The sequence below is a fragment of the Pseudomonas sp. MF6755 genome, assembly GCF_016405635.1.
GTDB classification, from domain to species: Bacteria; Pseudomonadota; Gammaproteobacteria; order Pseudomonadales; family Pseudomonadaceae; genus Aquipseudomonas; species Aquipseudomonas haemolytica.
Window position 1 is genome coordinate 1 of record NZ_JAEKDA010000016.1, and the last position, 24,099, is coordinate 24,099.

At 55.0% G+C, this 24,099-nt stretch carries 29 protein-coding genes; 21 read left to right on the forward strand and 8 right to left on the reverse strand.

From position 1 onward, the window contains the following. Positions 1-433: 433 nt before the first annotated feature. Positions 434-991: a hypothetical protein gene (locus JFT66_RS20910; protein WP_198860018.1), complete on the reverse strand. Its 558-nt coding sequence runs from the start codon at positions 989-991 to the stop codon at positions 434-436. 124 nt (positions 992-1,115) lie between these two features. After that, positions 1,116-2,135, reverse strand: a complete 1,020-nt coding sequence (locus JFT66_RS20915) for a lambda-exonuclease family protein (RefSeq protein WP_198860019.1) — start codon at positions 2,133-2,135, stop codon at positions 1,116-1,118. Between the two features lie 149 nt (positions 2,136-2,284). Here JFT66_RS20915 and JFT66_RS20920 point away from each other — a divergent pair, with 149 nt between their 5' ends. Then, positions 2,285-2,734, forward strand: coding sequence for a hypothetical protein (locus JFT66_RS20920; RefSeq protein WP_198860020.1), 450 nt, complete (start codon positions 2,285-2,287; stop codon positions 2,732-2,734). A gap of 44 nt (positions 2,735-2,778) precedes the next feature. Here the strand turns inward: JFT66_RS20920 and JFT66_RS20925 are convergent, their stop codons facing one another. From JFT66_RS20925 to JFT66_RS20945, 5 genes are all read right to left on the reverse strand, one after another. After that, positions 2,779-3,426 carry a hypothetical protein gene (locus JFT66_RS20925; RefSeq protein ID WP_198860021.1) on the reverse strand — a complete coding sequence of 216 codons (648 nt, stop codon included), beginning with the start codon at positions 3,424-3,426 and terminating at the stop codon, positions 2,779-2,781. A gap of 121 nt (positions 3,427-3,547) precedes the next feature. After that, positions 3,548-4,375, reverse strand: coding sequence for a hypothetical protein (locus JFT66_RS20930; RefSeq protein WP_198860022.1), 828 nt, complete (start codon positions 4,373-4,375; stop codon positions 3,548-3,550). Between the two features lie 915 nt (positions 4,376-5,290). Continuing rightward, positions 5,291-5,818, reverse strand: coding sequence for an RDD family protein (locus tag JFT66_RS20935; RefSeq protein ID WP_198860023.1), 528 nt, complete (start codon positions 5,816-5,818; stop codon positions 5,291-5,293). A 45-nt stretch (positions 5,819-5,863) separates the two neighbouring features. Beyond that, positions 5,864-6,484, reverse strand: a complete 621-nt coding sequence (locus tag JFT66_RS20940) for a hypothetical protein (RefSeq protein ID WP_198860024.1) — start codon at positions 6,482-6,484, stop codon at positions 5,864-5,866. Then, a complete protein-coding gene (locus tag JFT66_RS20945; protein WP_198860025.1) occupies positions 6,477-7,508 on the reverse strand; it encodes a ParM/StbA family protein in 1,032 nt (343 codons plus the stop codon). Before JFT66_RS20945 ends, JFT66_RS20940 begins: the two co-directional genes overlap by 8 nt. A gap of 292 nt (positions 7,509-7,800) precedes the next feature. On the opposite strand from JFT66_RS20945, the gene JFT66_RS20950 reads away from it, so the two are divergent. The 11 genes from JFT66_RS20950 (at position 7,801) to JFT66_RS21000 (ending at position 16,901) form a co-directional block, all read left to right on the forward strand. Beyond that, positions 7,801-8,259, forward strand: a complete 459-nt coding sequence (locus JFT66_RS20950; protein ID WP_198860026.1) for a hypothetical protein — start codon at positions 7,801-7,803, stop codon at positions 8,257-8,259. A 1,651-nt stretch (positions 8,260-9,910) separates the two neighbouring features. Then, entirely contained in the window at positions 9,911-10,201 is a 291-nt protein-coding gene (locus JFT66_RS20955; protein WP_198860027.1) for a hypothetical protein, read from the forward strand. A gap of 25 nt (positions 10,202-10,226) precedes the next feature. Then, positions 10,227-12,098 carry a UvrD-helicase domain-containing protein gene (locus JFT66_RS20960; protein WP_198860028.1) on the forward strand — a complete coding sequence of 624 codons (1,872 nt, stop codon included), beginning with the start codon at positions 10,227-10,229 and terminating at the stop codon, positions 12,096-12,098. A 35-nt stretch (positions 12,099-12,133) separates the two neighbouring features. Then, positions 12,134-12,535: a hypothetical protein gene (locus JFT66_RS20965; RefSeq protein ID WP_198860029.1), complete on the forward strand. Its 402-nt coding sequence runs from the start codon at positions 12,134-12,136 to the stop codon at positions 12,533-12,535. Next, the gene (locus JFT66_RS20970; RefSeq protein ID WP_198860030.1) at positions 12,528-13,208 is read left to right on the forward strand and encodes a hypothetical protein; all 681 of its coding nucleotides are present in this window, start codon (positions 12,528-12,530) and stop codon (positions 13,206-13,208) included. The genes JFT66_RS20965 and JFT66_RS20970 overlap by 8 nt, the downstream gene beginning before the upstream one ends. Before the next feature lie 138 nt (positions 13,209-13,346). After that, on the forward strand, positions 13,347-13,832 hold the full coding sequence (locus JFT66_RS20975) for a DUF2726 domain-containing protein (RefSeq protein ID WP_046481594.1): 486 nt from the start codon (positions 13,347-13,349) through the stop codon (positions 13,830-13,832). A 97-nt stretch (positions 13,833-13,929) separates the two neighbouring features. Then, positions 13,930-14,802, forward strand: coding sequence for a hypothetical protein (locus JFT66_RS20980; RefSeq protein ID WP_198860031.1), 873 nt, complete (start codon positions 13,930-13,932; stop codon positions 14,800-14,802). 141 nt (positions 14,803-14,943) lie between these two features. Next, positions 14,944-15,429 carry a hypothetical protein gene (locus JFT66_RS20985; protein ID WP_198860032.1) on the forward strand — a complete coding sequence of 162 codons (486 nt, stop codon included), beginning with the start codon at positions 14,944-14,946 and terminating at the stop codon, positions 15,427-15,429. Positions 15,430-15,745: 316 nt separating this feature from the next. After that, complete coding sequence (locus tag JFT66_RS20990) at positions 15,746-16,033, forward strand: hypothetical protein (RefSeq protein ID WP_198860033.1); 288 nt, start codon at positions 15,746-15,748, stop codon at positions 16,031-16,033. A 105-nt stretch (positions 16,034-16,138) separates the two neighbouring features. Then, positions 16,139-16,462, forward strand: coding sequence for a hypothetical protein (locus tag JFT66_RS20995; RefSeq protein WP_046481602.1), 324 nt, complete (start codon positions 16,139-16,141; stop codon positions 16,460-16,462). A 127-nt stretch (positions 16,463-16,589) separates the two neighbouring features. Continuing rightward, complete coding sequence (locus JFT66_RS21000; protein ID WP_198860034.1) at positions 16,590-16,901, forward strand: hypothetical protein; 312 nt, start codon at positions 16,590-16,592, stop codon at positions 16,899-16,901. Between the two features lie 103 nt (positions 16,902-17,004). Here JFT66_RS21000 and JFT66_RS30040 read toward each other — a convergent pair whose 3' ends face one another. Then, on the reverse strand, positions 17,005-17,139 hold the full coding sequence (locus JFT66_RS30040) for a hypothetical protein (RefSeq protein ID WP_269836394.1): 135 nt from the start codon (positions 17,137-17,139) through the stop codon (positions 17,005-17,007). A 226-nt stretch (positions 17,140-17,365) separates the two neighbouring features. Between JFT66_RS30040 and JFT66_RS21005 the strand changes: the two genes are divergently transcribed. From JFT66_RS21005 to JFT66_RS21045, 9 genes are read left to right on the forward strand one after another with little or no spacing between them, the layout of a single operon-like run. Further along, positions 17,366-17,743, forward strand: a complete 378-nt coding sequence (locus JFT66_RS21005) for a hypothetical protein (RefSeq protein WP_198860035.1) — start codon at positions 17,366-17,368, stop codon at positions 17,741-17,743. After that, a complete protein-coding gene (locus tag JFT66_RS21010; RefSeq protein WP_198860036.1) occupies positions 17,736-18,152 on the forward strand; it encodes a GntR family transcriptional regulator in 417 nt (138 codons plus the stop codon). The genes JFT66_RS21005 and JFT66_RS21010 overlap by 8 nt, the downstream gene beginning before the upstream one ends. Then, positions 18,149-18,358: a hypothetical protein gene (locus JFT66_RS21015; RefSeq protein WP_198860037.1), complete on the forward strand. Its 210-nt coding sequence runs from the start codon at positions 18,149-18,151 to the stop codon at positions 18,356-18,358. Before JFT66_RS21010 ends, JFT66_RS21015 begins: the two co-directional genes overlap by 4 nt. Then, the gene (locus JFT66_RS21020) at positions 18,355-19,353 is read left to right on the forward strand and encodes a hypothetical protein (protein WP_198860038.1); all 999 of its coding nucleotides are present in this window, start codon (positions 18,355-18,357) and stop codon (positions 19,351-19,353) included. The genes JFT66_RS21015 and JFT66_RS21020 overlap by 4 nt, the downstream gene beginning before the upstream one ends. Then, entirely contained in the window at positions 19,350-20,318 is a 969-nt protein-coding gene (locus JFT66_RS21025) for a hypothetical protein (RefSeq protein ID WP_198860039.1), read from the forward strand. Before JFT66_RS21020 ends, JFT66_RS21025 begins: the two co-directional genes overlap by 4 nt. Then, positions 20,315-21,634 (forward strand): hypothetical protein, encoded by a 1,320-nt coding sequence (locus JFT66_RS21030; RefSeq protein ID WP_198860040.1) that lies wholly within the window; start codon positions 20,315-20,317, stop codon positions 21,632-21,634. Before JFT66_RS21025 ends, JFT66_RS21030 begins: the two co-directional genes overlap by 4 nt. Beyond that, a complete protein-coding gene (locus JFT66_RS21035; RefSeq protein ID WP_198860041.1) occupies positions 21,631-22,875 on the forward strand; it encodes a hypothetical protein in 1,245 nt (414 codons plus the stop codon). Before JFT66_RS21030 ends, JFT66_RS21035 begins: the two co-directional genes overlap by 4 nt. Next, on the forward strand, positions 22,866-23,237 hold the full coding sequence (locus JFT66_RS21040) for an HNH endonuclease (protein ID WP_198860042.1): 372 nt from the start codon (positions 22,866-22,868) through the stop codon (positions 23,235-23,237). The genes JFT66_RS21035 and JFT66_RS21040 overlap by 10 nt, the downstream gene beginning before the upstream one ends. Continuing rightward, the gene (locus JFT66_RS21045; protein WP_198860043.1) at positions 23,234-23,608 is read left to right on the forward strand and encodes an ASCH domain-containing protein; all 375 of its coding nucleotides are present in this window, start codon (positions 23,234-23,236) and stop codon (positions 23,606-23,608) included. Before JFT66_RS21040 ends, JFT66_RS21045 begins: the two co-directional genes overlap by 4 nt. Positions 23,609-24,099: the final 491 nt, after the last annotated feature.

A 24,099-nucleotide genomic window follows, 5' to 3' on the forward strand; every position in this document is an offset into this window, starting at 1 on the left:
GGGGTCCGGGTGGCGAAAACGTAAGAAATACTCGTCGAATTGATTGTTTTTTGATCATTTGGCGAGTTTAAAAGTTGCGCTAGGTGGTATGCCGGGGAAATACATGGCTACTTCAGACCATCCCTAGGGAAGTTAGGCCGATCTCCGTTGCGCCGTGATTGTCAAAGCCATATGACATATAAGTAACCATATTATCCATCGTATTCCGTTAGGTTGGATCCACGATTGAAATTATAGGTAACTGTTAAACATGCGGTCAATAATGCGACGCCAGAAATGTTACGGTTTTTATACTCTTTAATGCGTGCAAAATTTGGTATGCGTATTTTTTGCAGACCAAAACACGAATATAACTTACATGCCCAAAGCTACAGATTAAAGATATACGATAAAAAAACCGCCGCCAAAAAATGGCGACGGTTTGTGGATCAGTTCACAGGAAAATGCTGTCGTGCTGCACGAAGACTTCGTCAGAGTCGTCATGTGTAGCAGGGGTTTCAGCGTTGGTGAACAACGGCAGTGTTGCTCCGACTGGGGTCTCTGGGTTGCGGTTGTTCGAATGGGTCTTCGGTTTTGAACCTAGGAGGGCGCATCGCTGAGGCAGTGCCCTTGTCGGTTGTTTCTCAGGACTAAGCCCATTGCCGCAGGGAAGGCTATATGTTGGTTTGTCACCCTTTCGTTTGGGTGGATAAGGTATGTCGCGGAGATCGTATTCTTTAGGAAAGGTATTCGCGGTCATACTAGGTTTGTTAGTTCTTGTGGATTGTGCTGAGTTCTCTGTTTTTTGAATTGGAGATTCGATACTCTTTGCTTTGGGAAGGTAAGTGAAACAGCCGGTATAAGCTAAAGAGTAGAACGGCATGAATACACCAATGCTAATTGGAATTAATATTCCAAGGTGGGATCGACCACTACATGCGACTATGGTCAAACCAATCAAAGCTAGAGCAAAGCAAATCAATTGACTATGCGAGATTTTGAATTTGCGCATACAGACTCCTGTAGATAATCCTAGTAGTGGGGGATGACTTACAGGGAGACCTACAGGCCTACCAGGCAATCAGCCTGGCGTGACCACAAAAAAAACCCCCCATAGGCGGGGGGTGGGTTGGGTTTCAGAAAACGAAGCCAAGGCCTACGCCTCGAGCAACCTGGTCATCTAATGCAGATGGTTTTGGTAACGCAGGTACTGTGACCATTTGGTTTGACGACGCAGGGTTTGCGGCTAACGTGTTGGTCGAACGGTTGATCATTGGTGTGCCATTAACGTCTCGAATGGTAACGCTGTCCGATGGTCCTTTCCTGTATTGATTGAGTTGATCCTCAGTCATTGATATCCCGTGATCGGCAAAAAGTCTTCGCCAGTCAATATTTCCCTTTCTTGAGCTCAACGAAACAGAAACCCCACTCCCTTCATGTCGTTTCAATCCGGGAGGCATCAGAGACACCAGCAATGCCCTTGCCGCTTGTTCTCGTTCCTCAGCAAGCTGTAAGTGGTGGTTTGCAGATCGCCAAGCAGCGGCGGCCGCTACCCATTCATCCGTTCCCCACTTGCCTGTTTGAAGCCTGTTCCAAAAGTCCTGTACCGCAACCAAAATTTCGTCAATCCGTTTTTGATTACGAGAGACCTTCAGCAGCACGCCTTTTTCTCCATCAAAGGAGTAGTAGTGTGCATAGTTGGCTTCAGCGACAAACATTTGTTGCTGGAGCTGATCATAGTACTCAGGAGGTACCACCCCCTTGAGAGCAAGGGAGTGCGCAGTGTCGCCAGGGCATTTTATTTCAACCGGTATTGCGTCGAACCCGTTGTACCCATCGAAGGAAGCTCTGATGAATGGATGCGTAGCGCTTGCTGCGATGAGGGGGGTTACCGTGGTACCGGTGTGCTTTTCATATGCAGCGCGTGCTACAGGTTCGAGCCTATGTCCTCGCTCTCTAATGCGGTCCAAGAATGCATTCGGAGGCGGGGGAGGTCCGATCCCAAGACGCATTCGAAACAACTCGTAAGCAGTTCTGAACTTGGACGTGCCAGTGATTATCGGTGCTTCACTGGCACCTATCCCATCCGCCCGCCAGGCGAGCCACTCTGGCGTGTTTTGCTTTGAAGCTGGTCCTGTAACGATTTGCATCGCCATGTTTTTTCTCCACAAATGTAACCGGGCCTCAGGGGATATCCCTGAAGGTTTCCTTGATAGGTGGAGATGTTTAACGCCCTCACGGATTTTCAGGTTCTCACAAGCTGTTGAGCATCTCCCGAGACAAGACAACACCCTGAGGGCAACAAATGAACAGTTCAAAAACCGATTCAATGGATGAGATGAGACATGCCTTGGCTAGGATCGGCATCTTTGCAATACCGGCGACGACGCGTTTATGCGCACATGGCTTCCAGCTTCATCGAATGGAGGCAGAGCATGCGTTGGCATTGACAGAAGAATTTGATCGTAAACTTTTTTCCACAGTCAAATCTCGGAAGATCCGGCTTGTGAAGAGTCATTCGGGCAATGCTGACATCTGGACGATTCGCGACGCGGAGCTTCTCGTGCGCGGTGAAAACGCTGTTTGTATACCTGGACTGAATAGCCAGCTACCAACGCGAACGAGGATTCAGGATCTCGGCGATGGTTATCTGAGTGTGGAGGGGTTCTGGAAGGATGCTGGTGAGGATCGAATTCTGTTAACGCGGTGTGCTGTTGCCGCGAATGTTACATCGCGAGCTTGGATCGCTGCGTAAACCCACCCGCCCGGCCGTCATTCGTGACAGCCGGGTTTTTTTTCTCAATAATTACTTTTCAGTCGCATGGAAGTGGTAAGCCCGACCTGAGCATTCTCTTTGCGAAGATCATCCAACGACAAGGCCGGATCAGAAGTGGCAGCGATCGAACTCGCACAGCCATGGCCACCAAGGCAAATGCTATGGATGACGAGGTTGGTCTTCTTCAGATTTTCGGCTGACTGGCCATTTGTGTTGTTGGCTGCTTTGGTGGCCTCGTTCATGTTCATTGCCACGCCGTTGCCGAGTACGCCGGGAGATGAACAAGAATTCAGCGCTGCGCAGGTTGCCACTGATAAAACAACAGAAACGCCTGTCGCCAATGCAGCACCTGCACCGGTGTGGGCCTCCTTGTACTCGGATGCTGGCCCTGCGTAGATCTCGCGTATCGAATAGGTTAGATCTGCATCGCCATGCACAACGTTATATTTGGCGCTTTTCAGCGATTCGTTCACGAAGTCGGCCATTTCAGTGTGGGTGTCAGTCGCCACTGCCTTGACTGTACCTTTCCAACCCTCCTGCAACCGTGCGTTGATCAACGAGGACTGGATACGGACGGGGCCGTTATCGACAAGAACTGGCTTCTCTGCGCAGCCGACTAGAGTGGCGAGAATGAGCGAAACAGGAATGGCAGCGGACAGCATCTTGAACATGTTGGGGCCTCCATGGAATAACATGTAACTATAATACTGGTAATCAGTTGATCTGCGCTAGTGGCATTTTGAAATCGGTTCGGTGCTTGGATTAGGCTAGGCCTAACTGGACGAGCAGCAGTCATGTTTCTGCAAGTCCACTTTGTTTGGAGACCGTTATGGTGAACTGACCGCTCCAGGATTTATGGTCGGGCTCCCCGGTGATTTTGCCCTGTTCAAATGCGGTAGCCGTGTAAGTGGCATGTTCACCATGGCGTATAAATCCACCTTTGCCTTCCACTATCAAAGGGATGCCACGATCCGGATAAGGCACTTTCGTGAGCTCCAATTCCATATCGGTAGCGGCGCCTTGCTTGCAGACGAATAGGCCAACTTTCCAATTCCTAGCAAGCTCAATTAGACAGTGCAGGCTTTCTTCCCTCGCCCCCTGAAAGCGTTCGTCGAGGATAAAGATGTCACCAGCCGTAGGGTTGATATCCAACATATGGAAAACATTGAAATCGCGAATATTTCCAATTTCAAAGCACCTACCTGGGAAATCTTGGCACAAGGTATCCCATACTTTAGGTGGCCAGCCTGCGGGCTTTGATGTGAGGAAAAACAGTCTGGCTTTGGACTTGGCCATTGCCTGACCAGCTAGAACAAGTGCAGTCGTCGATTTACCGCAACCGACCCACCCGCAGATCATTACGAGGGGCTGTTCACAGGTCAAGTTGACGACCTTGGTCTCACCACTATCAAGAGGCAGAGTGAAGCTGGCGATTGCAGATACTCTTTGGCTTGTTAGCCACTCGTTGACGCGGTTCCAAGGCAGGGCAAGACCATGCTTCAGCGCAGCTGCATCCTGTGCTTGGTTGAGCGGAATATTCTGAGTCCTGGCGAGCTTTTTGGCGTCTTTCTTGACCTGGTCAAGAGTTGCGCCGGATGGGAAGCGATTTACGTTAGACAAAGCATCTCCTACACGGATTTAGCACCACGCCCACAAGGCGCATCACCGTAAGGCAATGCTTCAAAAAGAGGATTTTCAGCCATGGCCTGATCCAGCCTTCGCCCTGGTGGGCGTGCAAGCGTTGGCAAACGCTCATTGCGATCATGCCTGAGGTTTTAATTTTTGCAACCATCTGTCTGTGCTGACTTCAAGGGGGGAGGGGATGATCTCGCGCAAATACAAAAAGGGGAGGGGTGGAAAAAAGCAAAAAAAGCTGGGTCTTTTGAAAAACAAAAGAGCCCAGCCTCGGTAATCACAGAAGCCGCGGCTCTGTAGATGGAATTCCATCGTTATTACCAAGACTGGGCTCACCTCTTTGAACGCCTTTTGGATCTGTCGATAGCAGTACGACGTTCACGGCTCGGCTAGCCTTGCGAAATCCCCACCAGTTGCACCTGGCTGCTATGTAAAGGACGTGGTGTCCGGGGAAAGTCATTTGCGCTGTTCACTTAAGGGTGAACGACCTGAGGGAGTATCGCTACGACCTATTCATCCATACATGTGTTGTCTGCTACCGGGAGAAGCCCGATGCACGACTATTGTCTGATCTCGAAACTGGCGGTGCATCACCGAGTTGAGAACACAGAAGCAAGACACAAGGGATGCATTAGGGAGCGGTACTATCAGGCGGTATGTGGGTGATGCGCTTACCCGTTACCGTGTTGACTACAAAGGAGGCTTCGCAACCTCGGACCTGACTGGCTTCTCCAGTGGAGTATCCGTTAACTTTGCATCAGGTGATGCTTTTCAGGGGCCTGTAATCGAGATCGCATCCCTTTGGTACCCGCCATCCTTTCAACAAATAAAAACCGGCCTCGAATGGCCGGTTTTTTTGTACGGTTTAAATGGTTCGGCAGAGGAGCGTCACGGGAGATGTCAGCCTACATTTGAGCGGGATCGATCTCTGACTGTGGTTGATGCCAGCAGATCATAGACCAGCTGATTTTTCACGGTGAAAAGCGCAAACGCCATGAAGAAGACCAACACGGAGCCAAGGGCGTAGAGGTTTTCAATACTCAGCAACATGAACATGGACAGTATTTTGAGTGTAGTGCGGAATAGGCTCTGCCAGAACGTAATGTTGCCTTCTGCCGAAATCGTCCGGATTCGAAGGAGTAATTTACCAATGGTAGTTCCGTTCCAGACCTTGTTCAGCGTCACTTCGTAAAGCAACCAAACGATCGGAATGGTGATGATGAGGTAGGGGGCCATGCTCAAGGCAATGCCCTCGTACCACTTCACCGCCTCAATGCCATCTGGAACAGAAAGAGCCGTGAATGTGTGCGCCGCCATGAATGCGAAAAGAGCGAGGAAGGCGAGTGTAAAGGCGAAAATTAACAGCCCGTCGACCGTGGACGCTAACAGCCTCCGAATGAGGAACAGGGAGTTCAGCAAAACTTTCATGGTGTAGACCTGGGTTTTCCGCGACAGAGACTGCCGCGGAGTAGGTTAAGGGAACATATCGCCCATTGTTTGAAGAAGAGCTACCTGATCCGAATCCGGCTGTTGTTCGCCAGCTCCAACATTCTCTTGTGCCATGGTTAGAGGTTGCTGATCCGACGCGGACAATGTCGGTGTTGGGGAGGATTCCTCGACAGGGGGCAGGGTAGAAGGAAGCTCTGATGCTTGGCTTATCTCGATGGGCCGATCCCGCTCAACGTGCGCCGGTTCATCAGGGGGCGACTCAATTGCACCCGTCACATGAGACACGGCTGGGGCAGCTTGATGCCTTGGTGCGCTCTGGCGAGCGCCAGCTTTTACCGTTGCCGTTCTCTGCTTGGTCGTCCGTTTTCGATGCCTTGCGTTGGGCTGTTCTCGGGTCGCTTGTGAGCCATGAGAGATCAAGCCAGCAGGTCCCGACAAAACTTCGTTTAAAGCTTCGTCAAGAGTTCCTTCTTCGCTGTGCTTCATGAACCATTGGTAAAAAACACCCCTGATTAAAGGGGTATCCATGCCATATGAAAGCTCCGACATGAATTCGAGAAGTCCAGGACACACAGCTTCCTTGAGAATTAAATTAATTCTCCGCTCAGTTTCGTCAGGATCGTAAACACGTACGAGCTTAGCCATTAGCAGCTACCGATTGGCTGGCAGTAACAGAAGCTCTAACAAGTTGACCCAAGGCATACCGTGCAAAACCATCGGCAACCGACCAGCGAGGGTTCACCATCGAAATACTGTGCTTCCACGTTTGGGATGTAATGGCATGAATTGCTTCCGCGCTGCCACCGGCGATCAATATGCCGTTCAATGAACGAGCGTCATCAGCGAACAGCGAATTTCCTTTTGCAATAATTTCTTGAACTACATGACTCTGCGCCTCGAGTACTTCATTCCCAATTGGGATTTCTTCACCAAACTGAAATAGAGTTTTTGTTCGGAACGCTTCTTCGCATTCAACCAAGCTTGCGGTGAGATTTCTTTTGGCGAGAAGCCGGCGTAATTGCTCTGCGGCGGTGCTCATTCCCGAGCAGGAGTCTGCGCCGCGCTCAATATATTGGCCTTCCTTCATCAAAAGGAAATCAGTTGAAAAATGGCCGCCCTCAATCACACCGTAAGATTTAATGCGTCCACCTGTGCCGATCAATTTGTCCTTGATCGGCAGGCCAGATTTGTCGAGAACGTAATCGCAGTAAGCTCCCATCGGTTGAGGAAGTGCTTTGATTTCAACATCTTTAGGGAGAACGCGTTTCGTTTGTTCAACCAATCGCTCTTGGCGGGTTCCGTAAAGTTTCGACGGAGTGCCAATTACCACGAAAGCAGAGTCGAGATCCGGAACACCAGCTTTGTCCAGCCGTGTGAAGGCGGACTTAACCAGCGCCAAATATTCCGGAGTATCGGTCCAGTCATCATTCAAGCCGATGGTAGTGGTGAGGTTGCCTTGGAGCCGGGCGGTATCACCAGTGAAATAGGATTTGCCATCGACAATTTCGGTCTCCGCTTTCGCTCGCTCCGCTGTGGCTGGGTCAGTCAGAGCTACGGCAGGAACCGCCAGGGTAGGGTACATGATGGAAAAGCGCACACCATTCGCGTAAGAAACCACTTTGATAGCGCTGCGACCCACATCCAGACCGACAACTGTACGACTTTGCATTTTGAAAAACCTCATTAGATCAACGACTTGGTAATGGTGCGCAATGCGCATTGCACACTGAGAAATGCTCAATGAGAAATAAGAAGTACACATTTCATACTGCGCATTGGCGGAAGTTTAAGATACATAACACGTATTGACAATACAGACAGAATCCATCAAAAATCCGCCCCGAACGCACCTCCCTGGTGCGGCTATACACAACCCCCCGAGCAACGCTTAAACAATGGCTATACACAACCCCCCCAGCATCGATGATTTCGAGGGCCTTCGAAGGCTTGCCAAGGAGTCAGTGGACACAGCCGTCGATTACCTGATTCGCATCGACAACCTGCTTGTGCGCATGGGCGAGCTGCTCTACGTCATGCAGCCCTTTCAGTCCGGCAGAATCGCAATTGATTTCAACCTTCACCGAGGCCAGACCAAGCCCTTCATCCGGGTGTACAAGAAGCTCAGGGCAGGCAAGGGGAAATGGACCTCCACCAACGTCAGCCACCTGGGCCTCACCAAGAGAGTCAAGCGCTCCCGTGAGTTCGAGCCTAATCACAAGCTCATGATTGTCCTATGTGAAAGGATCACTAAACTCTTTGAGTTGCGCGGGCAGATGCATGACCGTATCCGCTATCTGATGCATGGCGTAACACTTGCCGTAAGCAAGCGTGCCGCTGAGCTAGATGAACTTGAAAGCCTGGTCAACGGAATGCTCGACCGAGTTGAAATGCAATTCGAAGGGGAGATGGAAGTGGAGTAAGGCTCCATTGCAATTACCCGGAAGCCTCAACGCTTTACTGTGTTGGGGCTTTTTTGTTGGCCAAGTCGAACGAGAAGCTTGACGGTAGTGGGCCAAGTCGGAACTGGGCTTTGGCGAAGTCGAACCAGAATCCTGACGGTGTTATGCGAAGTTGATCCGAGGCTTTGGCTGAGTCGAACCAGAATCCTGACGGTAATGTGCGAAGTTAATCCGAGGCTTTCCCTGAGGCGAGGTCGACCTGGTTTGCCGAGAATTACTTCTGCTGATCGATGGCAGGCTGAGTTTGATTATACGATCGCCATTCCCCTGCAATGGCTGCACGCAACTCACGCCCATCCATTTAATTCCTTCAATTTCTTTTCTTCCTTCTGCGCCATTGTTCATCCGGCAGTTGTACGCGCAACACTTGTGCCGCAATCTCTTTTGCGTGTGCTGCATCTCACTCCGGTATTTCGCCTTCTCTATGCTACCGCCTGTTGTTCTGCCAACACTTGTTGCAATTACACTTTTGTCACTCTCTCTGCGTGCGCTGGGAATTCCACTCGGGAGTACAGCTGCCGCCCATTCTCACGTCTGTCGCTTCGGCTTCTTTAATTCTCTTTTTCCACTTGCCGATCCATGTCTGGAAGTTCTTCCACTTGCTACTCTGGTGGTGCTTCTTCTCGAGCTGCGAGCGTTGTTCTTCATGTGGGAGTAACACGCGCCTTGTGCATCTGGCACTTCTGCCTGCTCTGGTTTGGGTTTCTCCTCTCTCTGGTTCCACCGCATCTATTGTTGGTGTCGGCGTACGCGCTTTTCTGCCGGCGTGAGCATAACCATTTGTGTCCTCCTGGCCGCCTTGGCCGAATCAGATAGAACTCCGTCACCCCGGAGCGCCCTGGTGAGCTGAGTGGATCCTGCTCGGATGCTGAGCGATTCACCGGCTACTCGGTGGTGACCACCAGGTGGGATCTGACGGGGTGAGAAAGCAGGCAGGCTGAGACGGATGTGACGGGGTGCGGCGGCGGGGCAGGGCAACGGCGCCGTGCAGATGCGCGGAGTCGGACGCGTCACGTCGGGAGCGCTGCCAGCGGTGGCGGGCGGTGACGCAAACTGCGCTGGCCGGCGTCGGGCCTGATGCTGGTCGATCGTCGGCGTTGACTGGTGCGCAGCAGGTTCGGTTGCGAGCGGTGGTGAGCGGTGCCGACTTGCGGCTTGGCCCCGTGTCTGGCCTGAGTCAGCTTTTGTCTGATAGGTGCGTTTGGCTTCCCGGTTTGCGGCGATGGCTGATTGAGCTGCTGGCGTGCCGTGCGTCATCAGTAGGCTGGGTGCGGCGCCATGTGGCCCGCTTTCACCCAATCAATCTTCTACGGTCACTCGTGGATCACCAGCAGGTGTCCCGTTACAGGTTTGAAGAAGATCCCTGTGGGAGTGCGGCGCCGGCGGATCCGCTTTTGTGGTTCGGCCAGATCATAAATGGTTGTGCTGAGGACTGGGCTTTTCCCGGGCGCTCGGGCATAAATGGTTGGCCATACGGCGATTGGCTTTTGCCGGTCGACAGGCATAAATGGTTGTGCAGAAAATTTATAACACGCACCTATAAAATGCCTTGCGACGATCTAAATCTATGTGTATCGTTAAGGCATAAATGGTTATGCACTAGGAGCCGCAAATGGCCAAGTACAGATTGATCAAGTGGGTAGGGAAGGCGCTGTTCTGTATTGCTTTGCCTTTGGCGTGCGGTTCGTTCGCCATCTACGCCAAGCACCAGCTGCCGGGCTGGGCCTTCGCCCTCTCGCTGTTGTTTGTGGTCGCTGGTTCCATTCCGGCGGTGCTGTTCTTCAACCTGTTCCGAGACAAACACTCCACTGGTCAATTCAAACGCTTTGAGTTGAGCAAGCAGCAAGACGAATGGGATGACCTGTTCAGCCCATGGCGCCGCGACGACGACGATCGCAACTAAAACCCAACCCATTAGGAGGCCGGCAATGGCCGCAGTAGCATTCATCCCAAACAATGAGCAGGCTGTTGCTCTGGCGAGTACCGCACACCGGTTGCTCGTTCGTGCCAAGGCCGGTACCGGCAAGACCGCACTGTTGATCGAGCATGCTCGCCGCAACGCCCATCTGCGACTTCTGTACGTGACCTTCGGCAAGGCCAACCAAGAGGACGCAGCAGCTCGCTTCCCACGCAACGTCACCACCAAGACCAGCCATGGTCTGGCGTGGGAGGTTGGCGGCCAGTTCAAGAAGACTGGTAAACAGGGCGACCTGTTTCCTTCGCAACTGGCCAAGGCGTACGGGATTCCGATGGCCTTTGCTCGACACCTGCGCGAGACCCTCCACAACTTCATGGTGTCGGCCGACAACGAGATTCTGCCGGCTCATGTTCCAGCGATGATCAGCGTCGCTGAGAAACCCAAGGCGGTGGAGTGGGCCAAGCTGGTGTGGTCGGATTTGCTCCGTCTGCGCCAGTGGTCGCGTGGTTGCGGGGAGAGCCAGGCTGATCGTGCCTTGTTCCTCGACACCACGTCGCTGCGCATGCCACACGATGGTTACCTCAAACTGTGGGCGATGACCAATCCCGATCTGCAACACCGATACGATGCCATCCTGCTGGACGAGTATCAGGACACCAACCCGGTATTCGCCGCTGTCATCCTGCGTCAGAGCTGCCCGGTGCGTTTAGCGGGTGATGACTTCCAGAGCATCTTCGGCTTCCGCGGCGCATACAACGCTTTCGATGCGGCGCAGTTCGATGAGGTGGTCACTATCTCGGAAAGCCACCGCTTTGGCCCTGCGATCGCCCAACTGGCTACGATGTTGCTTCGCGAGTTTGCCGGCGAGCAGGAACCGGTGCGTTCTTCGCGGATGGATCTGGCTACACGCTTCGAGGTCGACCGTACACAGCCATACGCAATCATCGGTCGTACCAACGCCAGGTTGTTTGCCAGCGCGGTCGCCCTGCTTGGCACAAAGCGTCTGCATTTTGTGGGCGGCGTCGACGAGTACCCATTCGACAAGCTGGTTGAAGTACACCACCTGCGAGCCAACACCGGTGCTCAGCTACGTGATCCTTTGATCAGTGCCTTTGCTTCGTTTGCCCAGCTGGAGGCTTACGCCCAAGACACCGACGACAAAGAGATCCACTCCCTCATCAGCGTCGCCAAGCAGTACGGCGATCAGATTCCGTCGCTGGTCAGCCAGATCAAGGCTGCCTGCGTCGACAAGATCGAGGAGGCGGACGTTGCGCTGCTGACTGCCCACCGCTCCAAGGGCTTGGAATTCCCGCAGCTGGTACTGCTCAGTGATTTCCACAACCTGATCACTGACGGCGGTTTGCCGCTGGAGCTCGATACCCCTGAACTGCGTCAGGAGCTGCACTTGCTGTACGTGGCACTGACCCGGGCGAAGTGGGCAATTGAGCTGAATGAGCAGATTCTTGCGATCGTCCGCTACTGCGAGACCGTTGGCCGAGTCGGTACCGAGGCTGTGGCGGTTTCGAACAGCACCAAACAAATCGGGGGGGCTGCTCTGGAAATTGCGGGTGAACCAGAGAGTGACTTCGGCGCCGTTGAGTATGGCGTGGGGGCGTTCGCCAACGTGGCCGAGCTGGTGGGCCAGGACGCAGCATTGTTGTTCGACGGTGACGAGCTGGAATACCGCATTGAGTTGGCGATTCTGCGACAAGGCCTGCTGACCGCGGCCGGGCTGGCGGGCTCACTCGGCGGTCCGGTTTCTGAAATCGCGGACGCGGTGGCGAAGATGATCCGTTGCGGTCGTCTGTCGGCGGGGCTGTTCATCGAATGCGAGGCGGTCACTCGCCGCCTGGTCACCAACATCCAGCTGGATGCGGCCTGATATGCGCCGTTCTCTGATCAGTGATGGGGGCTTCCATGGCGGATGACTTCATACGCATCGTGTACCGGCGTGAGGTCGGCGGAAAATCGAAACGGACTTCAGTGTCGATTGACCCGCTGCTGTTCGAAATTTTCAGCCAGGTTCGCGGCGGCATCGCCGAAGCCCGCACCGTGTTGCGCGTGTGGGCCATGGAGTCGGATGCTGATCGCACGGAAGCCAATTGGCGAATCGGTAACTCGCGATTAGTTCAGCAGCGGATGTCGGTGGAGATCCTCGAGGCGGTAAAGCTTGGGATTGCCTATCGCAAGTTGAGTCAGTCGAAGGGCGGGAAGGGGAAAAGGCGAGGCGCTGGCCCTGACACCTTTGCGGAGGGTCTTGACCAAGAGTCGCAGCAATTGCCGGCGGTGACCGGTCACCTGGAGGTGGAGCATGAATGAGAATTTAAATCCTGTGGCTGATCGCAAACCACTAACGAAGGCACAATTCGTGATGTTGCGGTCTCTGGGGCGGGAAGGCACTTGGACCGAGGGCGATCACCCTCTGTGGAAGGTTTCCAGGAATTGGGTTCACAGCCGCGAACATCACATCTTCGCGATGGGCGCTTGCTGGGAGCTTGAGGGCATGGGCTTGGTGGTAAGTACTAATCCCCTTACTTGTTGCGAAGTACACCGATCCGTGAAGAGGTTCACCTTGTCCCCACGGGGCAAGGCAATGCTGGTGCGGATCAACAGTCACCGTCGGGTGCCCCAACAGGCGCAATGGATGCCCAACAACGAGATTCTGGCACTGGCCCGGGCGTGCGTGGTGGCTTCCGTAGCTGACCCCGAGATTCTGTTGCAACAGATCCTGGTGCAGGCGCAGCACGAACATGCATTGAGGCTTGGTAGCTACCAAGAACGATTTGTGAAGTTGGTCAAGTCGGCACGCAAAGTTGCAGGCAGTCGTTCCGAGCGCGATTTGGCAGAGTTGGATGGGGTGTTGCGAAGCAGCACGAACGTGCCGCCGGAATTCGCTGACTCTATCGCTTCCGTGCTCAAGCGGCAACCCCAGCTGTATGCGTTGGCGGATCAGCCTCTGCAACCAATCGAACAGGAACAGGCATTGTCCTGACCTGCGCCGCGGTACCCGTCAGCAGCAGCGAGTCCGTAAAAGTAATTCCGACTTGACCAACCGCACAGGCGAGCTATTCGCCAGAAATCCCCGGCAACACGTATTGGTACGTGTATAGAATCAAAAAAAGGAGCTAAGATGGCAATTGCAGACGTTGTATGGGACAGCCCCGCACTCATTGTGATCGCGTGCGTAGTGGCAGTTTTCGTGTATTCCAAGCTGGCAAAGCGGAAGAAGTACTCGACCAAGCACTACCAGTGCATCCCGTTGTTGACCGAGCGCGAGCAGGACTTTTTCTGGCGGCTCAAAGAGGCGGTGCGCGATGACCTGGTTATTGCTCCCCAGGTGGTGTTTGGGGCGTTTATCAAGGTCAAGGCCACGGCGTTGACCGACAAGAACCACGCCCGGCATGTGGTCGCCCACAACCGGTGCGACTTCTTGCTGTGCGACAAGAAACTCAAGCCCGTGGCGTTGGTGGAGGTCGATGATTCGACTCACAACAACTTCAAGGCCCGTTCCAAGGATCGTCGTCGCGACGATCTCATGAAAGCTGTGGGGGTATCGGTAATCCGGTACCGGGACATGCCGGCGCCGGCACAGATCCGCAAGGACCTGAAACTGTAGTTCTGCGTCAAAGAGAGCCGGGGGCGTCATGTCCCCGATTACCCGCGGATGGCAAGGCTCTGCGCAATGGCGAAACCTGTACGAGGGGGAAGGAGTAATGGCAAGCAACGAGGCTCTGACAAACCGAGCGATCGGCATTCTGGTCAACCTGTCCGCCGGGCTCGATGAGACCGGTCGTGAGTGTGACGATGATCGGGTGCAGCTGACCGCTAACCTGCGTTTGGCCGCCGCCGCTGGCGCCGCCGCGTTGTCCCAGCGCTCGAAGCGCTCAACGCCGTTCGCCAACGACACCGCTAGCCCGAACGTGAAGTTGGTCAAGTCCGCGGCTGGCTGGCTTGACCAGCTCAAGCAGGCCAAAGGCTTCCACGGCGATGTAACCGCGGCTGAGTTCCTGGGCGTGAGCCCAACCCAGTTCTCGCGCTGGCGCACTGGCAAAGACTTGCTCGACAACTACCACGCCTGGCAGATCGCCACCGCTTTGAACGTGAGCCCGATGGCGATCATCGGCAGCGTGAATTTTCACCATGCTCGTGATACCGAACGCACCCGCTGGCTGCACATGCTCTCGACCGTCATCGATGCCGAGTTGCAAACGATGCCAGATGCCGTGATACCCCCACCAGCACCAGCACCAGCACCAGCACCAGCATCGGTAACGGTGGAACCGCCGGCGCAAGAGGCGACCGCACAAGGGAGTAAGTGGACGGCAGATGAGGATGAACGGCTCGTGTCTGCGTATCAGGATTGCGCCGACGTCGCAGCCCTGGCCAAGTCTCATCGTCGTTCGGTCAAGGCCATCTTGCTGCGCTTGAGCCAGACCCACCGCCTACTTAACGGTGAAAGGTTGGCGAGCTTGTGTGAGTTGTATGGCGTTGATCTTCGCCATCCGGGACGTGACAAGAAGCCCGCCCGAAAACCAACTCGGGCCGCAGAGAATTCGCAACAGTCCGAACCTTCAGTGTTTCTGTAATTCAGTGTTGGGTTCAGATCGCTGATTCGGGAATCAGGACGGGTCGGGATCCGTGATTTAAACCACCGCACCGATCATCGGGGCACCGCTGCACCACGGCGTGGGTTGCACGTCGTGTTTAATCGTTAGAAGGGGAAAAGCATGACTGCAACTACCACTAAGCACGAGTCCTTCAGTGGGCGGCTTCTGGACGGTTTCGTTGCCATTACGGTGATATTCAATCGGTTATGGTTAGGACTGATCGCAGTTCCCGCAGGGGTACTGCTCACCGGCTTGCTAATGGCAAATGACTACTCGCCGACCAAAGTCATTGAAAGTGTCATGGTCACCAGTCACGAAAGAATTCAGAGCTTGCAGGCGGGAACTGTTGCTGGCACCTACCGTTGGACTGATTGCGTCGACGCGGAGCTTTCAGACAAACCGATTGCACCTGTTCGCAAAGATCAATGTGACCATTTCGTTAGCCGTGAGGGCTCGTTGATCGAGGCCATTGGCGGTGCCGCATTCATGGGCAATTTCTACTTCATGGTGCTGCTGTTTTTTGTGGCGCAATTGTACGTGTGGCCACGTTCCCGTTTCGGGATGCGCTCCAAACTTGCGCAACTGTTGCGACTGAACCGTTCGTAACCGGTACCCGGCTCCCACTCTTAGCCTGTCCTCACAAGGATCGGCGGGAGCAGGGCGAGTCAATCGACTGAAGTGTTGATCGTCAACTTGACCAATTGTGCCATCCAAACCATCAACCACTAACGATGGCACATCTCGATTTAGGCAACTGCCCTGTATCCAAGGCTTTCCGGGATATCAAAGTGCTGTCACTAACGATGGCACATTTGGTAGACGCTCAAGCGCCGGCTTCCCGGCGATACCTAATGTTTCACCAATCTATCAATGAACGATCTGTGGTGATCGTCAAGCCACCAGCATAACTGGAGCCACACCCATGAATGAGCCAAACCATTTCCGCCCGGACCAGGCCGACGATCTACCATTCACCACCGAGGTCGAGCTCTTGCTCGGGGGCATCAGTCGGGCGATGCATCCCGATGGAACCCTCCAGTTTGCCGACCAGGATTGCGAACCAGTGGCGGTGTATTCGCCTCGGCTCGATGAGGCCGCGCTGGAAGTTTTCTGCAAGCAGCACATTGAGCGGTATCGCGCTCACCACCAGAAGCATAAAGCAGCCATTCAGGAAGACGAGACACCTCCCATTGAATCGTTTTGGGAGTAAGGCAGGTCCTTGAGTTGCTGAATGAAATTTGTCGATAATAAGGCTTGAACAGGTGCGTTAAACGCACCTATAATTCCCGCATCAACGCTTACTGGGAATGCCTCCATGATCGACAACAATGACCGTCAACAAGATTTGGAAGATGTTGGTGTGCTGTTTCACGCGCTCATTCGCTATATCGAAGCCAATGAGGAGGAGCGTGACCAGTCAGTGGTCGCCGCGGGTTACGCAAACCTTTTGGAAATGGCTGGAGAAGCCGCGCAAGCGGTCGCTTTGCAGCACAAGGCGGAAGGGGATGACTGGGACGGATGTGTCTGGCTTGAACTGTTGGAGAAGATTGACGCCGGCAGTCTCGCTGCGGCGCTCATGGCGGACGAGGATCCAAATGTGCCAGCGGTAGTGCAGGAGTGGCTGGATCGCATCGAGTGACCGACCGCGCAAAATTTGCTGGCGTAACTGAGCGCTGAATTCTCAAGCCGGCTCCAACAACACTTTCCTCTCCGTGCCACTTTCTGTAGTGGCTCCCGGGACGGTAACAACGAATACAGGTGTGAGTATGAAAGAAGAAGCGACGGCCGCAATGGCGAACCTGGAACTGTGTCGCGAGCTTTACCCAGAAGATCAGCGCCGGCAGTTTTATTCTGTGTATCAGGAGGCACGCTTGGCCGCCAAGGCTGCTGCTGACGAACTCTTCACGTTTGATGATCCACGCGGGTGGCGGTTCTGGCAACGTCCTAAGCCGGATTGGCTAGAGAAAATGAATAAGTTGCATGAGGCGTTCCGCAAAGCTCGGCTGGTTGTTCAAAAGTTGGAACAACAACACCCGCTGCTTGCCAAGGTTTTCATGCACCGCGGGCACCCCATCTGACAATCAGAAGAAGTCGATACCAAGCCTCGGCTTACGACCCCGGTGTCTCGGAGTACCACCCTTTCTAAGAACGCTTTTGACATCAAGCACCCTAATCAACGCTTCACAACCCCCGGCCTTGATGGCCGGTTTTTTTTTGCTTTGAGAAAGTGGAAAGTACTCGACTAACGATGGCACAACTCGGCGACTGGCCGAAATCGGCACATAGATCGACCAGTGAAATCTTCAGCTGTTTCATCGGACTTATCCTTCGTCAGGTGTTATTGAAACGGGTATTTCCGTATAGCTACGTGTTATGTATTATTCGAATACCGACAGGCTGCATGCTTCCTGCGATTGCACGCCATCACGCTCACTGCACTGTGACGAAAAGCGTGGCAAAGCCGGTAAGCAGAACGCAATCAATCAAACGGCGGGTCAGCCCTACAGCAAGTGGCAGAACTCGACACCTAGAAGGGGAAGCCATGAGCAACGACACGGCCCAATGCGCGTTACGCAGTATGGATAGATACCTTGAGCTGCATCACCGTACCTGGGAGATCGATGGCGATCTCTATCGTTGCCGTCACTGCAAGTCCGGCCAGCTGGCCAGCAAGGGCGCGGAGAAGTTCGTCCACGCATCTGATTGCGTAGCAAAAAGCACGGTCAGTGATCACCCGTGGCTCGACCTTGTCCGCCATACCGCAGCTCTGTCCAGATCTACTCAGGTCGAGTCCTGCTCGGGTGCCAAGTCCCAATTTGAAATTGCAGGCGAGGCCCACTCCATCGAGGGCGGTTCTGAGGGGCATTACGGGCAGGTGGGCTGCTTGCACAACGGATCGAAGGAAGGGACCTATGTGTGAACTCTTGCTGAAAGCGCTGGGGCCGCGTCCGGATCGCCCAGTCGATGGTTTATTTATTGCTGCGCAGCTGGCCCAAGTCATCAGCGACGGGACGCTGCCAGTCGGTACCAAGCTGAGTCAGCAGGCTATCGCCGACCATTACAACGTCAGCCGCATGCCGGTGCGTGAAGCACTACGCTGCGTCCAGGCTCGCGGGCTGATCGACGGCAAGCCACACCACACGCCTCAAGTGGTGGCCAGCTCACTCAACGATGATTCAGGTCAGACCAAGACTCAGGCTGAACTGGGCAAAGCATTGCGTCTGCTGGAAAAGTGCCTGCCTCGCCTTGACCGCCCGAATGATGCGTTGGCGCCAGTTGTCGCCGACTTCCTCGCCGCCTATCAGGCAGGCCAAGGTGGTGACCAATGAGCACCGGTCAACAGAAATTCCCGTGGAAGGCGCACGGAATCACCTTCACCAGTCGTGTCCATCTTGAGCAGACAGTAGAAAGCCTTTCAAAAGGCAAGACCGCCGCGCATGTCGACGCTGCACAAACCCTGCTGCGTGACGCTATGCACCACTACAAGCTCAGCGCCGACCAGTACACGGACATCAAGCAGAGATTGCACCTATGAGCCAGACGCCCGAATTCAACCTGAACACGCCCGATGGCGGACGCGGTTATATCGACAGCCTGTTCAGGACCGTGCTAAAGCGGCACGACTTCCGCCAGTACATCAAAGATCGGCTCGCCGGTGACTTCGCCTGCACGCTGGCACAGTACCTCGAAAGCCTGAATGCCCAACTTGCCGAGCAGGTTTACAAAAACACCACTGAAGTCTCCCGCTACAACGATGAGTTGCTGGGCCGTCTGCATCTGGCTGACGAGCTGATTCGTGATGCGTGGCGCCTGATGGATGGCCAGGACGCTAAAACGTCCGACTGGCATCTGCTGGCCAGCCTTTACATCAACAACCCGGACGCCGCTGGCGTGGACATCAAGGCAATTGGCTTGATCGATACCGCCCGGGTGGATCTGTACGAGCGCCTTCACATGCAAGAGTTCGCGCTGGTGCCGTACTTTGACGACAACGTGGCCAAGTGGTTTATCCCGCCGGCGGACGATGATCAGCTCGACGGGCAGGCATTCGGCACCTGGCGTCAGGCCATCGACTCTCTGGCGCAGGTTGGCGATCAGACGGTGGCGCCTGTCGTGAGTGAGGTCGAAACCGCGCTGGCTGATCTTCAAGCCCGTCATTACCGACTGCTAGCCGACATGGAAACAATCGCCGCCCGAAATGTGCCGGTGACACTCCCCATTGCAGAGTTCGCAGCTGCTGCCATGGCGGACGCCCTGTCGAATACCTCCAGCGGGTTTAAGTGGGAAGACTTCCAGCGCATCGCAAACAAGCCCGGTGTTCATTACGCATTGGCCGGATTCTCCGCGGACTCAACCGGCGACAACGGTGTAGGGGTTGTGCAGGCAGTCATTGAGGCGCTGAACAATCCCCAGTCCACCACCAGCCCCTGCAACGAGTGTCACGGCGCTGGCTTCTGCATGTCGATCGTGCAGGAAGAAATGCGCTGCCCATGCAATGCACCTATTCAGCTCAGCAAGGGAACGCCATGAATAACCCCGTTAGCGGATACCTGTCGCGAGAAACCCTAACCACCGCTTTACGCGCCATCACAACTGATCTGGAAACTCTGGCAAATGGTGCTGCTATCCAGCGCCACATGATCGCGGCTGACGAGATCCGCGCTCTGCTGAAGGGCCAGGAAGGGCTGGGAAGTGATCCAGTAGCTGAGCTGGCGCCGGAGTTTGTAGCCAGCCTTCGGCAGCGGTATACCCCAACACCTGTTCCTCCGTGTCGCGTATGCGGTGGAGTTTTGCATGTAGCCCAGTCCGGTGGTGGTGAAGCAACCGTCTATGCCTGTAAGGGCGCCACACGAGAGGATAATTCGACCGACTGGGCTCACTACGAGCAGAGCCAGTTCACGCACCTAACTGCTGGAGACGGTGACGTCATCGCGTTTATTGATGCGGCCACCACTGAGCTGGAACGCACCAAGCGTTACATGAACATCAATGCGGAGTCTGCCCAGGCGAAGCATCAGGAAGGCTTGCGCTATCGAGATGAGCTTGACGCCTTGCGCGCCCAGCTGGCAATGCCTGTCGAGATTGGCCTACTGATCAACTCCCAAGATAACCGGCAATGGGATCAACCGCTTTTCGCTGTGATGGAAAAGCGAGCAATGGTCACCCTCGATACACACGACCACGACCGCATTGAGTGGTACGACCCCGACAGCGGCACCACTGCTGACGACCGTACCGCTCGACGCTTGGAGGCGATCCACGCCGGCGGACGAGATGTGAAGGGCTGGGAGCGCTACGCGATGAAGGATGTCGATGTGTTCGTAACTGCCTGTTTTACAGAGCAAGGCTGTATCGCCTTTCTGGCCATCGATGGCCACAACCACACGAAGCCATTCATCCAAGCATTCGGCAGCTATCGAAACGGGGAGTACCAGCAGCTGCGTGGTTGGCTGAAATCGCTTCCATCCACTCTGGAAGCGGAGACACACCTATGAAAGCAGCCCCGGCGACAGTGAAAACCAGCGGCGAGCCAAAGCCCTATCCTGACCGTCTGTGCCATATCGATTACACGGCACACCCACATCGTTGCGGGTGCTTGAGTGGCGACGACGAAGCGCAACGGCGTTTCAACGAATACCGAGCCATGACCAATCACCCAACGATTTCCGACGTGTTGCGGGAAGATCTTGAGCTTGTCCTGACTTACGGATGCAGTACCGACGCATCGAAAGAGGCATGGGAAAAGCTGCGCGCTCTACTTGATGCACCAATGGAGTCGCAAGAGCTAGCCTCGCCGCTCAGTGACACCGGCCAGACTCAGTTACTCGCCATTTGCCGTGGCGCTGCGCAGCGGTGCGATGAGCAGCATGCGTACATGGCGGCTGCCAGTAGCGACCCTCACAACTGGTTCCCGCATAAATGGGTGATGGACGCCATGCGCTCGCTGCTGCAAGTCAACGCGCACAGTCAGCAATCAACCATCAATCAGCTACAGGCACGCATCGAAGAGCTGGAACATGGACGCGGGCATCCGGTTGATGAGTGGCGCGACATGACCTCTGCGCCGCGTGACGGAACCATGGTGCGCTTGCTGGTTGAGTTCGAAGAACACTCGACAGAGGATGCGGATCAAGCCCCTACCATCGGCGCGAACAACTTTGACAATGACGGGGAAGATCGTTGGCAGTTCGCTGGCTGGTGCTGGTCGCATGACCATTTTGTGGAGGGCAAAGGCGTCCCGGTTGGATGGCTCCCGATTCTGCACGTTCAGGCGGCGCTCCCTGATGGCTACTGCATCATGCCGAGAAGTCTGACCGCCGAGAATGGAGCGAAAGCGCTACTACTTGGGGAATTCAAGGTGACGGTAACCAAAGAATGCCACGAATGTGCCGAGCTTGATGACCAGAACGAACACTGCGAGATTTGCGGCGGTGAAGGCCAGTACAGCCAGAGTCACACGATTTCGTGGGATCAGATCAAGTTCATTTACAGCAAGGCGGTAGGGGGGCTGTCTCTGAGCCCAGGTAGCGCCGAACTCCAAGCCGCACGTTTTGCAAAGCTTGATCGCCTGCGAGGGGAGGCGCTGACCTTCACATACAAACACCCATCCACTACCGAGCGGCGCAGCGTCAGTCTGTCACGTGCCGAAGTCGCCGAAGGTATGGAAGCCACTTTGTACGAAAAGCTTGTTGCGCAGCTATGCCAATGTGAATCGGTTGGCGAAACGAACGTGGTTGATTGCAACTGCCACCAGTACGGCCACGATTTTGAGCGAGTTGCAGAGACTGACACTGAAGGGAGCGCGGTATGACTGAACAAATGATTGAAGTACCGCTGGTGCTGACCGAGCAACAGCGCAGGGACGTATTGCGGTTCCACGAAACCACCGAGGATGATCAGGGCTACGACGTCCCTGCTGATCGGATGAAGTCGCTGGCGCGTGTCGGGCTAATCCGGTCTATTGGGTTCAAACGTTACGAATTCACTGATGCAGGCCTGGCGGTGGTTGAGGCAATCAACGGTGCAGCCAGTGATGCCTTCCATACCCCAGCCACGGGTGACGCTGCTGGGATCGAACCATTCGCCTGGATCGCGGACTATGCCGCATGCGGCGGCGGCCGGAGCGTTTTCACTTCCGAGCAGGCTGCACACAATACCGACCGCATGTGCGCCAAAACGCCGGTTTATACACTCGAATCCCGAGCTTCGGCCTTGGCGGCGATTAAAACATTGGAAGCCGCCGGCTACACCTACAAGGGGGGCGAGGTGTGGGACCCGCCGGTAGGCGCTGCACCGGACTTAATCCAACACCAAGGGTCACCGGTGGATCTCTCTCTACAGAGCATGCTGAACCTGAATTGGTCGGCGGCAGATGTTGTTCGTGCAATTACAGATCAAGGTCCGCTGTACCGCAAACCGCCGGTGTGCCACGAAGATACAGCTTCACTTCGCAAGGTGTACGACTTGATCGGCCTTTCCTACAGCCAGCCGGTATCTGTGCTGCTGGTGAACTTCACCAACATCATCCGGTTCGCCAACCTCCTGCATGCGATCGAGCGTGAGTTTTTCATGGTCCCCGGCGAGCCGAGCGACGAACCCGAGGACGAAGGTTGCGAGCCTGATGACGTTTGTCTGGTGAATTGCTGGGGATCCTCCGAAGCGGATTACATCGAACAATTCCGGGCAGCACTTTCAACACTGACAGAGACGCGCAGTACTGCGTTGGCCAAATATATCGCTGTCGTAGAGGGCTGCTACCGTCTTGCCAGCATGCACTCCGGCAGTATTGACGGAGTTGATGAACAGGGTGGCGATGAGCATTCGGACCCAATCTGCGCCATTTTTCACCGTCTGTATTACGCCCGGTACCTGTTACCCAAAGCAGTACCCGGAACGGCGGCAGTACTTACCAATACGAGTGGTCAAACGCACTGCCCGCATTGCGCGGTGTGTCATACGGCCGAGGAGACATGTATCCGCGCTCTGCGCCGAGTTCTTTCACTGTATGAGCGCACCGAGCATGGAACTGAAGGTGTTGAACCATGCGCCTGAAGAAAACGGAACGCGAGCAACTACGGCTGAAATATGGTGGCCACTGCGCCTATTGTGGCGTTGTGCTTGTGGGTAACAGATGGCACGAGGATCACCTTGAGCCGATCATCCGACAAGTCGATAAGCCCACCGAGAGGCCAGAAAACCATCGCCTCGACAACATGATGCCCGCCTGCGCCCCGTGTAATCGAAGTAAAGGGCGGCAGGAGCTTGAAGGCTGGCGCAATTGGCTTGCAGGGCACGTGAATAGCCTCAATGAGTATCACGGCATATATCGAATGGCAAAAGCCTTTGGGTTGGTCGTGGAGACGGCGGCTCCGGTCGTCTTTTACTTTGAGAAATGCCAGGCCGGGCGAGAATGAAAGCCCTGACTATTCGGCAGCCTTGGGCTTGGCTCATTGTGCACGCTGGGAAGAACGTCGAAAACCGCAGTTGGAGGTCTCACTACCGCGGCCGCTTTCTGGTGCATGCGGCAAAAGGAATGACCCGTCGCGAATACGAAGAGGCCAAGGCGTGGTCTTGTGCTTGCGGAGCGATTGAGATCCCTGCGTTTGGTGAACTGGACCGGGGCGGTGTGATTGGTTCGGTTGAATTGGTAGACGTCCTCGATCACAGCGACTCACCCTGGTTCATGGGGCCAAAGGCTTTTTTGCTACGCGATCCGCAACCCCTTCCATTTGTGCCGCTTAAAGGTCGACTCGGATTCTTCGAGGTACCAACCGCTCATGACTGAGATAGACGAATTGCAGGAGGAGCGTCGCCTCTGCTCCATCTGTGATGATCCAATGATTGAGGGGCAGGCCTTCCACGGCATTCGCCAAGCCCATTGGGATTGTGCTCAGCAGGCGCCGGCGGAGACTCCTGCCAGGGTTTCATTTGTTCATGCGGCAACAGAGGCCGAGGGTGCTATGGGGGAAAGCCGCGGCTTACGGCCTCAACCCCGTATGCCCGAACCGGGACCGACCACCGCAGATGTTCGCGTCGCCTCAGTGGACAAGAACGCACGCCAGGTTGAGTCTCGGCAGTGGGCGGAGGTTTGGCGAACCCCGGAGAATGGCCGAACCAGCATCGGGTTGGAGTGCCCATTCTGCTTCGAGGTCGTGAAAGCGTATGTATGGTCTCTACCGAACGGTAAGAGGTGCCTGTGCGGTGCGTTTCACGGGCGACTCAAGTCGACGCATTGGCGTCAGGCAGAGTCATCCGCGGACACTTCGCCCTTCGTGA

Bases quoted from the DNA above. Each gene is read 5' to 3' on its own strand.
- JFT66_RS20910 (WP_198860018.1), bottom strand. From the start codon at position 991: ATGCGCAAATTCAAAATCTCGCATAGTCAATTGATTTGCTTTGCTCTA.
- JFT66_RS20915 (WP_198860019.1), bottom strand. From the start codon at position 2,135: ATGGCGATGCAAATCGTTACAGGACCAGCTTCAAAGCAAAACACGCCA.
- JFT66_RS20920 (WP_198860020.1), top strand. From the start codon at position 2,285: ATGAACAGTTCAAAAACCGATTCAATGGATGAGATGAGACATGCCTTG.
- JFT66_RS20925 (WP_198860021.1), bottom strand. From the start codon at position 3,426: ATGTTCAAGATGCTGTCCGCTGCCATTCCTGTTTCGCTCATTCTCGCC.
- JFT66_RS20935 (WP_198860023.1), bottom strand. From the start codon at position 5,818: ATGAAAGTTTTGCTGAACTCCCTGTTCCTCATTCGGAGGCTGTTAGCG.
- JFT66_RS20940 (WP_198860024.1), bottom strand. From the start codon at position 6,484: ATGGCTAAGCTCGTACGTGTTTACGATCCTGACGAAACTGAGCGGAGA.
- JFT66_RS20945 (WP_198860025.1), bottom strand. From the start codon at position 7,508: ATGCAAAGTCGTACAGTTGTCGGTCTGGATGTGGGTCGCAGCGCTATC.
- JFT66_RS20955 (WP_198860027.1), top strand. From the start codon at position 9,911: ATGGCCAAGTACAGATTGATCAAGTGGGTAGGGAAGGCGCTGTTCTGT.
- JFT66_RS20960 (WP_198860028.1), top strand. From the start codon at position 10,227: ATGGCCGCAGTAGCATTCATCCCAAACAATGAGCAGGCTGTTGCTCTG.
- JFT66_RS20965 (WP_198860029.1), top strand. From the start codon at position 12,134: ATGGCGGATGACTTCATACGCATCGTGTACCGGCGTGAGGTCGGCGGA.
- JFT66_RS20970 (WP_198860030.1), top strand. From the start codon at position 12,528: ATGAATGAGAATTTAAATCCTGTGGCTGATCGCAAACCACTAACGAAG.
- JFT66_RS20975 (WP_046481594.1), top strand. From the start codon at position 13,347: ATGGCAATTGCAGACGTTGTATGGGACAGCCCCGCACTCATTGTGATC.
- JFT66_RS20980 (WP_198860031.1), top strand. From the start codon at position 13,930: ATGGCAAGCAACGAGGCTCTGACAAACCGAGCGATCGGCATTCTGGTC.
- JFT66_RS20985 (WP_198860032.1), top strand. From the start codon at position 14,944: ATGACTGCAACTACCACTAAGCACGAGTCCTTCAGTGGGCGGCTTCTG.
- JFT66_RS20990 (WP_198860033.1), top strand. From the start codon at position 15,746: ATGAATGAGCCAAACCATTTCCGCCCGGACCAGGCCGACGATCTACCA.
- JFT66_RS20995 (WP_046481602.1), top strand. From the start codon at position 16,139: ATGATCGACAACAATGACCGTCAACAAGATTTGGAAGATGTTGGTGTG.
- JFT66_RS21000 (WP_198860034.1), top strand. From the start codon at position 16,590: ATGAAAGAAGAAGCGACGGCCGCAATGGCGAACCTGGAACTGTGTCGC.
- JFT66_RS30040 (WP_269836394.1), bottom strand. From the start codon at position 17,139: ATGAAACAGCTGAAGATTTCACTGGTCGATCTATGTGCCGATTTCGGC.
- JFT66_RS21005 (WP_198860035.1), top strand. From the start codon at position 17,366: ATGAGCAACGACACGGCCCAATGCGCGTTACGCAGTATGGATAGATAC.
- JFT66_RS21010 (WP_198860036.1), top strand. From the start codon at position 17,736: ATGTGTGAACTCTTGCTGAAAGCGCTGGGGCCGCGTCCGGATCGCCCA.
- JFT66_RS21015 (WP_198860037.1), top strand. From the start codon at position 18,149: ATGAGCACCGGTCAACAGAAATTCCCGTGGAAGGCGCACGGAATCACC.
- JFT66_RS21020 (WP_198860038.1), top strand. From the start codon at position 18,355: ATGAGCCAGACGCCCGAATTCAACCTGAACACGCCCGATGGCGGACGC.
- JFT66_RS21025 (WP_198860039.1), top strand. From the start codon at position 19,350: ATGAATAACCCCGTTAGCGGATACCTGTCGCGAGAAACCCTAACCACC.
- JFT66_RS21030 (WP_198860040.1), top strand. From the start codon at position 20,315: ATGAAAGCAGCCCCGGCGACAGTGAAAACCAGCGGCGAGCCAAAGCCC.
- JFT66_RS21035 (WP_198860041.1), top strand. From the start codon at position 21,631: ATGACTGAACAAATGATTGAAGTACCGCTGGTGCTGACCGAGCAACAG.
- JFT66_RS21040 (WP_198860042.1), top strand. From the start codon at position 22,866: ATGCGCCTGAAGAAAACGGAACGCGAGCAACTACGGCTGAAATATGGT.
- JFT66_RS21045 (WP_198860043.1), top strand. From the start codon at position 23,234: ATGAAAGCCCTGACTATTCGGCAGCCTTGGGCTTGGCTCATTGTGCAC.